The 14,077-nt window shown below is 49.5% G+C and carries 12 protein-coding genes; 6 read left to right on the forward strand and 6 right to left on the reverse strand.

The genetic code is table 11. The features are described from left to right. Positions 1 to 93: 93 nt before the first annotated feature. The 5 genes from KNP60_RS02265 to KNP60_RS02285 are packed head-to-tail and all read right to left on the reverse strand — an operon-like array spanning position 94 to position 7,002. Positions 94 to 2,139, reverse strand: a complete 2,046-nt coding sequence (locus KNP60_RS02265; protein WP_214796820.1) for a cellulose biosynthesis cyclic di-GMP-binding regulatory protein BcsB — start codon at positions 2,137 to 2,139, stop codon at positions 94 to 96. A 13-nt stretch (positions 2,140 to 2,152) separates the two neighbouring features. Then, positions 2,153 to 3,400, reverse strand: coding sequence for a glycosyltransferase family 2 protein (locus KNP60_RS02270; RefSeq protein ID WP_214796821.1), 1,248 nt, complete (start codon positions 3,398 to 3,400; stop codon positions 2,153 to 2,155). Between the two features lie 3 nt (positions 3,401 to 3,403). After that, entirely contained in the window at positions 3,404 to 5,101 is a 1,698-nt protein-coding gene (locus tag KNP60_RS02275; protein ID WP_214796822.1) for a DUF2334 domain-containing protein, read from the reverse strand. Beyond that, on the reverse strand, positions 5,091 to 5,948 hold the full coding sequence (locus tag KNP60_RS02280; RefSeq protein ID WP_214796823.1) for a GGDEF domain-containing protein: 858 nt from the start codon (positions 5,946 to 5,948) through the stop codon (positions 5,091 to 5,093). The genes KNP60_RS02275 and KNP60_RS02280 overlap by 11 nt, the downstream gene beginning before the upstream one ends. Next, positions 5,929 to 7,002: a hypothetical protein gene (locus tag KNP60_RS02285; RefSeq protein WP_214796824.1), complete on the reverse strand. Its 1,074-nt coding sequence runs from the start codon at positions 7,000 to 7,002 to the stop codon at positions 5,929 to 5,931. Before KNP60_RS02285 ends, KNP60_RS02280 begins: the two co-directional genes overlap by 20 nt. A gap of 267 nt (positions 7,003 to 7,269) precedes the next feature. Here KNP60_RS02285 and KNP60_RS02290 point away from each other — a divergent pair, with 267 nt between their 5' ends. After that, complete coding sequence (locus tag KNP60_RS02290) at positions 7,270 to 7,725, forward strand: hypothetical protein (RefSeq protein WP_214796825.1); 456 nt, start codon at positions 7,270 to 7,272, stop codon at positions 7,723 to 7,725. A gap of 43 nt (positions 7,726 to 7,768) precedes the next feature. Here KNP60_RS02290 and KNP60_RS02295 read toward each other — a convergent pair whose 3' ends face one another. Beyond that, positions 7,769 to 8,416 carry an acetyltransferase gene (locus KNP60_RS02295; RefSeq protein WP_214796826.1) on the reverse strand — a complete coding sequence of 216 codons (648 nt, stop codon included), beginning with the start codon at positions 8,414 to 8,416 and terminating at the stop codon, positions 7,769 to 7,771. Positions 8,417 to 8,699: 283 nt separating this feature from the next. Between KNP60_RS02295 and KNP60_RS02300 the strand changes: the two genes are divergently transcribed. The 5 genes from KNP60_RS02300 to KNP60_RS02320 all read left to right on the forward strand — a co-directional run bounded on the left by KNP60_RS02300 (position 8,700) and on the right by KNP60_RS02320 (position 14,054). Then, positions 8,700 to 9,545: an aldolase/citrate lyase family protein gene (locus KNP60_RS02300; RefSeq protein WP_214796827.1), complete on the forward strand. Its 846-nt coding sequence runs from the start codon at positions 8,700 to 8,702 to the stop codon at positions 9,543 to 9,545. After that, on the forward strand, positions 9,542 to 10,447 hold the full coding sequence (locus tag KNP60_RS02305) for an NAD(P)-dependent oxidoreductase (RefSeq protein WP_214796828.1): 906 nt from the start codon (positions 9,542 to 9,544) through the stop codon (positions 10,445 to 10,447). Before KNP60_RS02300 ends, KNP60_RS02305 begins: the two co-directional genes overlap by 4 nt. 175 nt (positions 10,448 to 10,622) lie before the next feature. After that, positions 10,623 to 11,678 carry a glycosyltransferase family 2 protein gene (locus KNP60_RS02310; protein WP_214792415.1) on the forward strand — a complete coding sequence of 352 codons (1,056 nt, stop codon included), beginning with the start codon at positions 10,623 to 10,625 and terminating at the stop codon, positions 11,676 to 11,678. A 13-nt stretch (positions 11,679 to 11,691) separates the two neighbouring features. Then, a complete protein-coding gene (locus KNP60_RS02315) occupies positions 11,692 to 12,846 on the forward strand; it encodes a glycosyltransferase family 4 protein (RefSeq protein WP_214796829.1) in 1,155 nt (384 codons plus the stop codon). 17 nt (positions 12,847 to 12,863) lie between these two features. Further along, positions 12,864 to 14,054 (forward strand): hypothetical protein, encoded by a 1,191-nt coding sequence (locus KNP60_RS02320; RefSeq protein ID WP_214796830.1) that lies wholly within the window; start codon positions 12,864 to 12,866, stop codon positions 14,052 to 14,054. Positions 14,055 to 14,077: the final 23 nt, after the last annotated feature.

Below are 14,077 nucleotides of genomic sequence, written 5' to 3' on the forward strand. Positions count from 1 at the left end.
AATTTTCAGATTTCTTTTATTGGACACAAATATAGAAGGAAGGATTAAATGTAGGCAATATAAAAACGAGTGAAGAATCTCACTCGTTTAGGCTTAGCTTGATTTTTTTCTACGACGCATCATGAGTAACAAACCGACAGTCAGAGCAATCAGGGTAGCGAATCCGACAAAGTACCAAATTGAATTCGTAGTCCGGATTTCGGCAACATCAGTATTTATTGAATCTGCCTGATCCGAGATTGTCGAACTGTTTGTAAAGATGGCACCGTTTTGATTTTTAACAGCTACGCTGAACGTCTCATTCGGGAACGCCAATGTTTGCATGAGAGACGAGTCGATCGAGTCCGTGGTTGCTATGACAACTAGCGCTCGATTGGTATTCCACGGAGAGGGTTGAATCCACGCATACTCTGCTGATGTCTCAGGGGTAAAGCCATACTGTGTTAGATCAATACCTTTGTCGCCTGAAACAATCCAATCTTCTTGTTTCTCTTTCAAGATAGCTGCGTCTTCTGGATTCCCGACAAACATTACGGACCGCTCTTCAAGAATCGATTCGTCCAATTCCGATGCCCGTACAACTTCGACCTGATGGGTGAGCGGGGTGACAGGCAGACCGCTGATGACCGTTGCGACGTTTTTCAGCGTTGCCGAACTGTCATCATCCGGCACGACGAGCACCACACCTTTTTCAGTAGCAAATAGACTCGCCATATTCAAAAAGACTTCGTTGTTTGTATTCCCGTTACTTGTTGGGAGCGTCACTTGACTATCCGATGACACATAAATCCAGCGATCGACATCATTATCCGTACAAGGGGCTTCAGAGCGAAGACCTCTTGCCTCAAAGGAGACATCAAGGAAAGTGGCGCGTTCCAAAGTAGATGGAGCGACACGAATCTTATGGTGATAAAAACCCATGTCGTCCGGATCGTTATCCAATGGAATCGAATGTGGGACATTGTTAATCCAAGCAATCAATTCAGCGGATGGTTGCCCATCTTCTTTTACTGCTAGGCTCTCTGACAGTTTGTATGTGACATCGATTTCTACACTCGATGTCGTATCGATGACTGGGAGTGGATAAAAATAGTTTGTACTCTTCGTTTGCGCACCACTCAGGATTAAATCTGATGCACCGAGCGTACGGAGCGATACGACATCTTCCGCTGCCTGTGGGGAAGGTGTACTCGACAAAATTAGTTTTTCACCATCAAATTGTTGGCGGTGTCTTTCTAAGAGGAGATGATCTAATTTTCCTTCAAACGACTCTGAGTTGTTCGCTAGGACGAACAGGGCGTCCACGGAATTGCCTTTTTCGACCAAGTTCACGCGTTGCAACAACATCTCGTCATCTTCTAAAGATGTGTCGAGATCGTCAATGAGTGTGGCGACGGGACCGGTAAAGCCGTCCTGTTCCCCGATGAAAATATAGTTGCCTGTGAATGATTTTAGTTGTCGCTCGTATCGAATCAATACGTTATCTGAGTCGGACGCATCATTTTTTAATTGACGATATAGTAATAGGGCAGCTTCGTAAGAAGCTGCGTCAGGATGGTCTGGCAGCACGAGAGTCAATGTTTTGTTGAACGTTTGAGTAAACGTACTCGAGTATTCCTTCAAGGATAAGTTGGTTTTGTTGCCAATCGAAACAAAGCTGGAAGATCGAACCGTGAACCAACTCCCGGAAGTATTACCTGTGTCACACATTCGTCCACGCAGAATCCCGGTAAAGCGAACGGTGATTTCGTGAGTCCCTTTTGTCAAATGCTCATCCCTGAGTGGAATCGTCACACGATCTTCAGCAGATTTTTTTGACAATGCAATCGAACGGATTGGTTCCCCATCGATTTCAATTGTGACTGCTGAAGGCGGAATGAGTAATTCAGAGTGTGACCAATCCAAAGAGAGGAACTTGGATTTACTTGCAGGCTCAGCACGTAACACGGTGTACGTATACGTGCGAGATGATGTTTCTCCCGGTAAAATGTCATCGCTCATCGTCAAGGCACGTTCACTAATGGAGTCGGCGGATTTGATCGGTAGCGGAGAAGTGAGATCGCCAGTTGCATGAACAGGTAGTGAAAACGCGGTAAAGAGCAGTATACTACTTAGTAAAATTGAGATTGAGAATTTCATGTCGTTTTTCCTTTCAACCAAAACGGTCTGTTTTATACCATTTAACTTCTTGTTTGAATAACACACGTTTGATTTCTAAGTAGAGTGAATAAATGACGAGTATAATCCATAATTGACTGTACGTGAAGTACATCAGGATGACGGTGAAAAAGTTTTGTGAGTTAAATTCGGAGCGTTCGATACTGAGTGTTACAAAAACTTCTGTCACGAATAGTAAGAAAGCGAGAATCCACAGCACGAGTGTGATATTGCCGACTTTAAGACCGATGTCGACGAATAAATTGATGACAAATAGACTGTTCGATAGGATGACCCCGAAGAAAAATAAAAAATACGTAAAAAAGAAATAGAAAATATCGAACACAATTTTTTTACGTTTTAACGAGAACAGTTGGCGCATAAACTTCAGCACGACGTATTGGTTGCCGCGAGCCCATCGTGTTCGTTGCTTCCACCAAACCTTTAACGTTTGGGGCTCCTGTTCCCACGTCACTGCGGCAGGGAAAAAGCGAATATGCCAGCCAAGTTCATATACACGAATTGTTAACTCGGTATCTTCAGCAAGGGCTTGTTCATCCCATCCCCCAAGTTCCTCGATAATCGAACGTCGAATAGCGAAGTTCGTACCAGGAATAGTAGCGATTTTGAACCATTTCCACCGACCCGCTTGTGCCATCCACTGAAAGCAAATCGTTTCAATGTTGATCAGTCGAGTGAGCAGCGTCTCATAAGCATTAATCACCCGAAACTTCCCGACGACAGCACCTGCTTTCGGATCGTTAAGTAATCCCATCACTAAATGATAGACGCCATCTTTTTCTGGCGTGTTGTCCGCGTCATATACGACGAGTACATCACCGTTTGATTGAGATAGACCGAAATTGAGAGCGGACGATTTTCCTTTCCCTGCGAAAGCAGGGGTTGTCTTCACCACGTGAATGAACGGAAACTTATCCGCAAATGTTTGAGCAATTTCGCCTGTGCGATCGGAGGAATTGTCATTGATAAGTAGAATTTCGAGTTTGTCTTTTGGGTACTCGATGCGTGACATGGCACGAAGCGTCGCCGCGACGACTACTTCTTCGTTATGGGCCGGAATCAGGACAGATACTTTCGGTAAATCGTTCATATTTTTGGACCAATCCGTTATCGGTGCCTGATAGGTCATGAAGTGCCAAAATCCGCCTTGCATTAAAAACATATGATACAGCAGCATTGTCCAAATCATAATTAGCGAAAAGAGAAATAGACCATTTGCCATTGTTTATCCACGCTCCTTGAAAAGTCGTTTTTTACGTTGAGCGCGTAAAAAGAGGGTGTACGTCAAAAATGCGATGACGAAGAGCAAGGTTATCACTGCTAGTGCAGTTAGTGCCTGCTCTAAAAATGATTGAGGCATTAACAGACTGAGTCGATTCAGAATGTTACTGCGGTTGTCTTTTAGCACGAGCACTCCGTCTTCCGACTGAACGGAAACTTCATCAGTTCGGACACGCTCGTCGCTCGTTCGTAAATCAAACCATGTAAATCCAGGTACGGACTCCATTAACGCCACGACTTCCGGTAAATACTCTGTTCCAATATAAGGGTGATAGAATGCGCCAATCATCGATTCACGGACGATGAGTGTCTCCTCGAGAGCACGTCTCATTTCATCAACGGGTCGAGGAATATCGGTACGGACGTAACCAATCGTTTCTGGATAGAGCGTCATACCTTGAAGGAGAGACGGTTTTGAAACGTAAGGTGTACTCCCTAAGACTTCCCAATTGGAGTTGCTCCATTGCACTTGACCGAACACATTCGTGAAGTATTCGGACGTTAATGCGTAACCTGAATGAGACATTGCGTAGTGTGGTGCTTCAAAACCTAATGGATGAAGACCTAGTGAGACGAGTTCATGAATTGAATTTGATAGCTTCGAGTGAATGTACGTCGTCTCTTTTTCCAATAACGTATTCAAGTACGACGTATACGCAGATTCGCTTGCGAACGACTCACGCCCTTTTAATTTTGGTGGCATTTCATCCGGCGGAGATAGAACGGGTTGATTGTTTTCTACGTCCCAAAACTCGAAGCCCTCACCAGTTTCTGACGAACGATATTGATGCGTATAGCCGTGTGCGATTACAGTAGCCCCACGCGCTTCAAGTTCGCGTAGTGTGTCGATTAATTCGGGACGGTCCGTAAACCGGACGGTGTCTCCATTCGCGGCATCGGTATAAACCGGTATAACAGCGAGTATAATCGGAATCTCTCGATCTAATAAATACGTGCCGACTTCCTTGACGAGTTCAGGGTCTGAGCTCGGATTGATATCTTCAAGGCGTATGTAGCCGACGTGGCCAAGAGAGGCTTCGACGTCGAAGAAATCGAATAGACTGTCCGCAATGAAGAGGGAAGGTCGGTTTAATAGATTTTCAATTCCCGCGTAAAAATTGTCTTTTGCCTGGATGAGAACGGGTAGTACTTTATCGTTACGAACAACACTCGCATGGGTAATCGATGAAGCCTCTGGTTTTACAGTCGTCACTACATCAGCGAATTCAAATGAAAGGCTTTGGTCCGTTCGAGCATGAAGAAATTTGGAGACTCCGGCGACTCGAGTCATCTCGAGTCCTTTGAATGGAGATAGTTGATTCGCATTTTGGCCGATTGCATATAATGGGATCGACGAATGATTCAGTAACTCACGGGTTGACTTAGGTAGTGTCGAAGTGGAGGCGCCATAATAAAAAATGTGGCTCACCTCTGACAGTGCATCAGTCCCTAAATCGATGTCCCGAATCAACTTGATTTCATCAGAGAAGCGAGACACGAGCGCTTCTAACTTATAGACGTCGGGCGGAGTCTCTACCTGTGAAGAACTGTAAACAATCACAACATGTGTAGGTTTTGCCGCATCAATCGGTGTCGGAAACAGTAGGAGTAGCAAAAAAATCGTAAGGCACTTATAACGCATAGCTCTTCAACTCGTTTCCAATCAAATTGAGTATCTCTGTTGGAGACTCAATGTCAGTTTCTTTTGTGACCGTATAGTGTGCAATATGATTGGTAAACGTAACGATTTTTCCGGAATCGGTTTTATAGTCGCCCAACATATCGCGGAATCGATTTGTCAGAATGAACATATGTTCTTCAGAAGCATGCGGTAGAATCAAAGCAAACTCTTCTACCGATAGACGAAATTTTTTATCGGTCGTACGTGTCGAGTTATATAATTGCTTACTAAAATAGTTCAGGAAGTTTTCATATTCTCGTTGCCCATACAACTTTTTAAACTCCATCAAATAGTCGATTTTGTATAAGAAGACCGTAAACGCTTCACCGTGGCGTCTCGTCCGATCGATTTCAAGCTGTAACTCGAGGACAAATCTGTCTTGATTGTCGAGTCCGGTTTCCGTGTCGATTGCAACGAGGCGACGTACTTGTTCGCTTAACGTTTGATTCAAATCACTGATTTCTTTTACTCGTTCATGAAGCGAACCACTTGAGATTACGAGTGCTAGGAGACAGAAACCATAGTAAAGAAGGGTGGCTTCTGAAAACAACAACGACTGGTCTTCAGGACGGAAAAAGAGATTCCAAAAATAAAGGCTCCCTAAACAAAAGAGGATGACGAGTGAAGTGAACAAGCCGGCCCGTAATCCCGTGAACAGGCTCAACACGATTGCGAATGCAAGTAACATGATACTTTCAGTGTGAACTTGACCCATTTCCGGCATATATTGAACAAATAAAACAAGTAAGATCATAAACACACATACATGTATGCTGACCAGGCTCGTCTTACGGAACGATGTATCCATCGAGAAGTCTCCCTTCGGCTAATAAAGGCAACAAATTATCAAATGAGTGAGTATGTTGCGTCATCACATCAATAAACCCACCGTTATATTCGGAGGATTCATCTTGAACAGCTAAGTCTCGAAGCCGCTCCATCACGACCTCCGCAAACTCGTCTTCACCACGTTCAAGCAGATAAAAGACAGCGAGCGCATAAACAGCTTGTGATTCGTAGGTGACAGTCGGTGTTCTGTTGCTACGATTATAGCGACCATAAATCGGCCCCATCTCAAATGATTCTTTAAAGAAGGTATAGAAACGGTCTGTGGCGAGATTGAACTGTTCATATCTCAAAGCGACGTACAGTTGATCAATCATATTGATTTCATCATCAAATGTATAAGTTTGATTTTGAATCGAATATGCTTTTGCAAAGAATGGCCCATCTGTGGGTGCTTCAACAAGCAGGTTCTTACTATTGGAATAAAGGTTGGACGAAGCAGGCATCAACTTGAGCGCGGCCTCATCTAAATAGCTGAGTGTAAGGATGTCACTCGATTCCTTTGTCTTCAAATCAACGTAATCGACAGGAAGACCCTCTTCTGTGGCAATCGTTGTCAGCGATTCGGAAATGTTGTTTGCGAGTTCCGCATAAGTCGGCTCATCGAATGACTTAGCAGCTAAATAGAGTGCATGGATTATCCGGGCATCATCAATCCAAGCGTTCACAGGACTGGTGAGTATCGCTTCATCCTTTTGCTCGAGGCGCCAGGCGACTAGATTCGATTCGTCCAAAAAATACTCGGTCAGGACGACGACTTGATCGGCGAATTCTCTTTCTCGATCACGTTCGACTAAAAAAAGTAAGTACAGGCCAAGCGATTCGGACAAAAATTCGTTTTGACGATCTGTGATGTTAGTACGAAGTAGTCCGGTTTCAATAAGAAGATGGGTTCGGATAAAGGCTTCGACTGGAAACTCGCTCTCATAGTCTTGAGGCGGTGCTTTAGGTTTTTCCTCCGAACATGCTGAGAGCAAGAGCAGACAGGAGAGGAAAAGTGGGAAGAAGTTGCGCATTGAAGTCTCCTAGATAATTGTGATGTGGTTCGTGATGGTTCCATGATGTACATCGGATGGAATAGGGAATGATTGAAGCGTGATAAAGAAATGATTTATAGACGTTAGAAAAATAGAATGAGGGCAGCGAAAAACACGCTAATTCGGATTTTCTCAATTTTGTATGAGGATGTCAATCATAAACCTGTAATATACAAAATGATTGAGAATTGGAACATATTCTTACTTTTATCCGTATACATGTAATGTAGAATAGGAGGGGTTTTGATGAGACGTGAACAACATATCCGCCGCCTCGTCGACTATGCGAAACAAAGTCAGCGCTGGGCCATCATTTTAGCAGTCGCATCGTTCATCATCACCGGGACACTGATCGATAAGGTCGACCAATCTGAATATCTCTTGCTTGGTTTCGGTTTTCTTGGCGTCATTCCGCTCCTCGTCCGCGAGTGGCGGTTCGGCACGATTCGAGCCTCGTTCAACGATAATGCGACGTATCAACGGCTCGTCCGGTTGCCGTTCTGGATGACGTTGTCCGGTTTAGCGATTCTTTACTTAATCTTGGGATGGTACGATTTTGGTTTACCGGGACCATCCATTTTCCTAACACTCGCCGTTCTCGTCGTCGGGATGTACCTGCTCCAACGCTATTTCGAGCGGATTATTTTGAAACTTGAACCGGACTATATCACCGACCGTGAGCTGCATCGCGAGCTGAAATGAAAAAAACGAGGTCACCCGACGCGGGGAGACCTCGTTTTTGTGTTCACAAGTATCGTTCGTTCATGATCCGACCCCTAATCGGTTTGGCCGGGGAGCCGTAGGCGACGACGTGGTTCGGGATGTCTTTCACGACCGTGGCACCGGCACCGATGACCGTGTCGTGGCCGATATGGACGTTGTGGATGACCGTCGCACTCATGCCGATGAACGTGCGGGCGCCGACATGGACGTTGCCGCCGAGATGGGCACCCGGGGCGATTGAGGCGAACGGTTCGAGCACACAGTCGTGATCGACCGATGCCATCGTGTTGATGATGCTGTGCGGACCGATGACGGCGTTCGGATTGATGACGCTGCCGGCCATGACGGCCGTCCCTTCACCGAGCGTCACGTTCTTGCCGATGACGGCGCTCGGGTGGATGGCGCTGACGAATTCAAAGTTTGGTGTCCGTTCGCGGATGGCACGCGCGAGTGACTCGCGCTGGACGTTGTCGCCGATTCCGATGATGCCTTTCTGGGCGACGACGTTGGAATGGACGAGACCGAGCACGGGGTACCCGGCGATGAACTTCCCGATTAAGGCTGGGTTGTCGTCATAAATTCCTGCGATCCGGTAGAGTCCCATCAATTCAAGAATATCGATGATGACTTGTGCGTGACCGCCTGCACCAAATATCACAATCCATTCCATGATTGGTCACCCCTTTTTTGCCGAAAACTGTCGAAAATATGGTTCTGTACGTTACTTATTTCCGATTCCCCGCATTTGAAACAAAACAAAAAGGAAGTTGCGAACATGATTTGATGTCAAAGCATATTCGAAGGGAAGAGGTGTGACTTTCTATAAAGGGATTTGTTCAAAAATCTGTAAACTTCCCATTTACAATCCAAAAGCATTATCCGCATTTCCGTTTTGTTGTTTTTCGGACGGGCTATTTTCCTAAGGTAATCTACTGATGGGAGGAGTGCTCGCCATGACTTTGAAACTGATGTATATCACGAACCAGCCGGAGATCGCGCTGCTCGCGGAACAAAACGGGGTCGACTGGGTGTTCGTCGATTTGGAATTGAACGGGAAAGAGGAACGGCAAGGCCATCTCGATACGGTCATCTCACGCCATGCGATTCGCGACGTGAGCCGGTTGCGCGCGGTCTTGAAGCATGCGGAGCTGCTCGTCCGCGTCAATCCGATTTTCCAAGGCTCGCGCTATGAGATCAATGAAGTCATCAATCGCGGGGCCGACGTCGTCATGTTGCCATATTATAAGACGGTCGACGAAGTCGCGACGTTCATCGAGCTCGTCGACAAACGGGCCGATGTCTGTCTGTTGTGTGAGACGAAAGAGGCCGTCGCCTGTATGCCGGACGTGCTCAAATTAACGGGTATTGACTACATCCATATCGGCTTGAACGACCTGCATCTGAGTTACGGGCAGAGCTTCCTATTCGAGCCGCTCGCCGACGGGACGGTCGAGACGGTCACGCGTCAAATGCAGGCGGTCGGCATCCCGTATGGCTTCGGCGGCATCGCCCGCATCGGGGAAGGGAAACTTCCGGCCGAGAAGGTGCTCGGGGAGCACGTCCGACTCGGCTCGGCGCTCGCCATCTTGTCGCGCAGCTTTTGCAACATCGGGTCGACCGGAAAATTTGACGCCAGACAGGCACAAATGTTCCAAGAAGGGGTATGGAAAATTAGAGCGTACGAGCAACAGCTCGAACACGCGACACCGGAGTGGTTGGAATTGAACCGGTTGAGCCTCGTCTCGACCGTCGATGCCATCGCGACGGAAATCCAGAACCGGAAGGGGATCTTATCTTGAATTTGCTGTCGACAGGAGTGCGGTTGACTCCTGAACAACTCGCAAAACTCGAACAACTTGGCTATACAGTGACGACGCTCCGTGAAGAGGCGGATGTCACAGACATCGACGTCTCAGAAGTCGAGGGCTTGATTTGTAACAACGTGTTCCAATATTGTCACGTCGACGATTTTAAACAGCTACGGTTCGTCCAAGCCGTCAGTGCCGGACTCGACCGTCTCCCGCTCGACGAGCTCGAGGATCGAGGCATCCGTGTCTACAATGCCGGTGACACATATGCCGTTCCGATGGCCGAATGGGTCGTCTGGCAGCTGCTTGACTTTATGAAACAGGGGGCGGCGTTCCGAGAGAAACAGGCGAACCGGCATTGGGAGAAGGAACGTCGTTTACGTGAACTGACTGGGAAGACCGTCGCTTTGCTCGGCCTCGGTCACGTCGGGGAGGCAATCGCGACTCGTCTCCGTGCGTTCGATATGACGATTATCGGTGTCGGTCATCGTGAGAAACAGGTGCCGTTCGTCGACCGTTACGTGTTGATGGATGAGTTGCACGACGTGTTGGCAGAGAGCGACGTCGTCGTCATCGCCTTGCCGCTCACCGACGACACGTATCATGTGATCGATGCTGAGGCGATTGCGGCGATGAAGGAAGATGCCGTCCTATTGAATGTGGCGCGCGGGTCGATCATCGATGAAGAGGCGCTCATCGCGGCACTCGAGGACGGCAAGTTCTTCGGGGTCGCCTTGGACGTCTTTGAGACTGAGCCGCTCCCGTCGGATCACGCGCTCTATAACTTCGAGTGGGTGACGCTCACCCCGCACAATTCGTACGTGTCGGACCGAGTGAAGGAGCGTTTGTTCGAGAACATCTTCCGCAACTTGCGGCAAGAACAACTTCAGTGACATGCGAAGCTGACCGAAGGGTCGGCTTTTTTCGTTTTTTATAATTCACGAAAAGATTATCCACGGCTCATTCCGTTTGTGAGTTACCAGAAAGAGCTTACGGGAACAACGAGGATAGAATCATCCCCATTTCTCACTCACATCATGAAACGACAACCTAGAAGGAGTGACCCACATGCCAAGCCTCACCCCGCTCGTCAGTCTCGTCGTCCCGGTCTACAACGCGAGCGCCTACGTCCGTCAGTGTCTCGACAGCTTGACGCAACAGACGTATCCGCACGTCGAGATCATCTGTATCAACGACGGCAGTACCGACGACAGCCACGATATCTTGATGGAATATATTCATGACCCGCGTGTCCAAGTGCTGGACCAAACGAACCGGGGCTGCGCTTTTAGCCGCACCCGGGGGCTTGGCATGGCCACGGGGGAGTACATCATGTTCATCGACAGCGATGATTGGCTCGACCTCGATGCGGTTCGTGTCCTCGTCGAGCATGCCGAACGGGAACGGGCCGATGCGGTCATGGGCACATACGTCCGGGAGTACAAGGGCCGATCGCTACCGAAGAAAATCTTTGATGCGGACTTTTTGTCGTTCGATGCGGACGAGACGAAGCGCCACGTCCATCGTCGCTTGTTCGGATTGGTCGGGGAAGAGCTCGCCCACCCGGAAAACGTCGACGCCCTCAATTCGAACTGTTTCACGCTCTATCACCGTGATCTCGTCAAACACCTAACGTTCGGGTCCGGTCCGTACGGTACGTTCAACGACCTCTACTTCCAAATCGAGGCGCTCGAGAACTGTCAGCGTTTCGTCTATGTCGACTACCCGGTCTACCATTACCGGAAGACGGACGCGGGTTCGATGTCGAGTGCGTATAAACGGGATCTCGTCACATCGCGGCTACAATTCTTCCACATCTTGATGCGTTACATCGAGACGCACCACCTCGGCGAGGAGTATATGCAGGCCCTCTACAACCGCATCGCCCTCAGCATGATCGGCATCGGCTTGAATGAACTCGCGGCACCGAAGTCGCTGTTCGCCCAGGCTGAGTCGCTCAAACAAGTGCTCCGCCAGGACGAATATAAACAGGCCTATTCGCAGATGGAGCTCGAGCATTTCGATGTGAAGTGGCGGACGTTCTTCCAGCTTTGTAAACATGAACGGACTGTCCCGCTCGTCTTGATGTTACATGGGGTCGACTATCTTCGGAAACGCGTGTGAGGAGGAGAAAACGATGAAACGAGTGCTCATGGTCGCCTCGGTCGTCTCGATGATCGAGAGCTTCAACCGCGACAATATCCGCATGCTCCAAGAGATGGGGTATCAAGTCGATGTCGCCACGAACTTTGAATGGGGCAGCATGTATTCGCCGGAGAAGATCGCCCGCATCAAACAGGACTTAGAAGCGAACGGCGTCACACTGTTCCAAATCGATTTTGAGCGCGACATCAAGAAGATGAACGGCCACGTCCGCGCCTATCAACAGTTGAAAGCCGTCATGACGGCGAACCGCTATCACTTCATCCACTGCCACTCGCCGATCGGCGGGGTCGTCGGCCGGCTCGTCGCGCGCCAGACGCACACCCCATGCATGTACACGGCGCACGGCTTCCACTTTTTCAAAGGCAGCCCGTCGCTCAACTGGATGCTGTATTATCCGGTCGAACGGACGCTCGCCCGCATGACCGACACGATCGTCACCATCAACGAAGAGGACTTCTCGCGGGCGCAGACGTTCAAGACGTCGCACACGTTCCGCATCCCTGGAATCGGCGTCGACACGAAACGGATCGAGGCGGTCATCATCGACCGTCCCGCCAAACGTCGAACGCTCGGCATCGACAGCGACACCGACTTCGTCTTGTTGTCGGTCGGCGAGTTGAATGAGAACAAGAACCACGAGACGATCATCCGCGCCATCGCCTCACTGCATGAACCGACGCTCCGCTATTTGATCGCCGGGACGGGTGACAACAAGGACCACCTCGAGCGGCTTATCCGGGAACTCGGACTCGAGCGGCAAGTGACCTTGCTCGGTTTCCGGGACGACGTCATCGAAGTGATGAAGGCGTCGGACTGCTTCGTCTTTCCGTCGAAACGGGAAGGGCTCGGCATGGCCGCGCTCGAGGCGATGGCGGCCGGACTCCCGCTCATCACGTCGAACGTGCACGGCATCAATGACTATTCGATTGACGGGGTGACCGGTTATAAATGTTCGCCGGAAGACGTGGCCGGATTTGCCCGGGCCATCCGGACGATGCAACTCGATTTCGATTTGTCCCACCAGATGGGGCTCCATAACAGTGAGTCGGTCAAGGCGTTCGACGTCGACCGTTCGAAGACGGAGATGCGACGCATCTACGAAAGTTTTGATCGACCGATCGCTTGAAGAGAGGAGGGAGACGCATGAAACTCGATACCGAGGTCGGCGTCGTCAAGTACTTGGTGCTGTTCTATTATCTGCTCGCGACGACCGTCTTTTACGCGCTCGCGATTTACGCGACCGGGAACGGCGTGTCGTACCATTTGTTCGGGGAAGGGGATGACGGCGTCTTCTACTGGGAACAGGCGATGAACGTGTTTTACGACTTGTCGTGGATCCGGACGTCCATCTATCCATGGGTCATCGGCAAGCTGATGCAGTTGATTGGCACCGAGAGCGTGTTCGCCATCCGGCTGTTCAATTTCGTCGGCATGGCGCTCCTTATCCACTTCGCCTTGAAACTCGTCGCTATCCAGCTCGCGACGGCAGAGCTCGGGGAAAAGGAAGAACGCATCCGCCACTACGCCTATCTGTACGCCCTGTTTTGCTTCATCGCCTATATCAGCCTGTTCATCAATATCACAACATCGATTTACCGGGACGTCTGGATTTACATGCTCTATATCGCAGCGACGTATCTCGCCATCCGCTGGTTGTTCGAGAAGAACTGGACGTACTTCCTGCTCTTGATTCCGACCGTCTGGTTGCTCGGCGAGTTCCGGACGTACGCGCTCCTGTCGTTCGTCATGGCGACCGTCCTATGGCTGACGCTGCAAGCGGTGCGCAAAGTCGCCGGACCGTTCGTCATCCTGACGCTCGCGCTCGTCATCTTCGGCGTCATCTATACGTTCTTCATGGATGTCCAAGTCCCGATCGTCGACAAGACGCTCCGATCGGCGCTCCAGTATCGCTCCGACGGGATCGGCTTCCTCGCCGGGGGCAGTCAGATGGGCATCCGGCTCGACGCATCAAACTACTTCGGTTTCTTAGTCAATTATGTACACAGTTACCTCGGCAACCTCGTCGGCCCGCTCCCATGGGACGTACGCGGCCTCACCATCTTGCTCGTCTTCTTCATCGAGGCGTTGCCGATGACGCTCATCTTGTTGTTCCTTTGGTCACGACGCGCCTACGTCACGAAAGTGCAACAGTTCATCTTGACGCAGGCGTTCGTCTGGAACGGCTTGATCGCCATCACGAACGATAATATCGGGACCGCGCTGCGGCTCCGCGCCATCGCCTATCTGTTGATCTTGCTCGTCTTTGTCGTCGCCTATAGCCGGCACCGGGCCGAACAAGCGAAACAGCCCGTTCCGCCTGTCGTTACGACGTAGACAAATCTTTCAAAAAAATGATA

Origin of the sequence: Exiguobacterium sp. s5, assembly GCF_018618075.1 — a bacterium.
Lineage (GTDB): Bacteria > Bacillota > Bacilli > Exiguobacteriales > Exiguobacteriaceae > Exiguobacterium > Exiguobacterium mexicanum_A.

Bases quoted from the DNA above. Each gene is read 5' to 3' on its own strand.
- KNP60_RS02265 (WP_214796820.1), bottom strand. From the start codon at position 2,139: ATGAAATTCTCAATCTCAATTTTACTAAGTAGTATACTGCTCTTTACC.
- KNP60_RS02270 (WP_214796821.1), bottom strand. From the start codon at position 3,400: ATGGCAAATGGTCTATTTCTCTTTTCGCTAATTATGATTTGGACAATG.
- KNP60_RS02275 (WP_214796822.1), bottom strand. From the start codon at position 5,101: ATGCGTTATAAGTGCCTTACGATTTTTTTGCTACTCCTACTGTTTCCG.
- KNP60_RS02280 (WP_214796823.1), bottom strand. From the start codon at position 5,948: ATGGATACATCGTTCCGTAAGACGAGCCTGGTCAGCATACATGTATGT.
- KNP60_RS02285 (WP_214796824.1), bottom strand. From the start codon at position 7,002: ATGCGCAACTTCTTCCCACTTTTCCTCTCCTGTCTGCTCTTGCTCTCA.
- KNP60_RS02290 (WP_214796825.1), top strand. From the start codon at position 7,270: ATGAGACGTGAACAACATATCCGCCGCCTCGTCGACTATGCGAAACAA.
- KNP60_RS02295 (WP_214796826.1), bottom strand. From the start codon at position 8,416: ATGGAATGGATTGTGATATTTGGTGCAGGCGGTCACGCACAAGTCATC.
- KNP60_RS02300 (WP_214796827.1), top strand. From the start codon at position 8,700: ATGACTTTGAAACTGATGTATATCACGAACCAGCCGGAGATCGCGCTG.
- KNP60_RS02310 (WP_214792415.1), top strand. From the start codon at position 10,623: ATGCCAAGCCTCACCCCGCTCGTCAGTCTCGTCGTCCCGGTCTACAAC.
- KNP60_RS02315 (WP_214796829.1), top strand. From the start codon at position 11,692: ATGAAACGAGTGCTCATGGTCGCCTCGGTCGTCTCGATGATCGAGAGC.
- KNP60_RS02320 (WP_214796830.1), top strand. From the start codon at position 12,864: ATGAAACTCGATACCGAGGTCGGCGTCGTCAAGTACTTGGTGCTGTTC.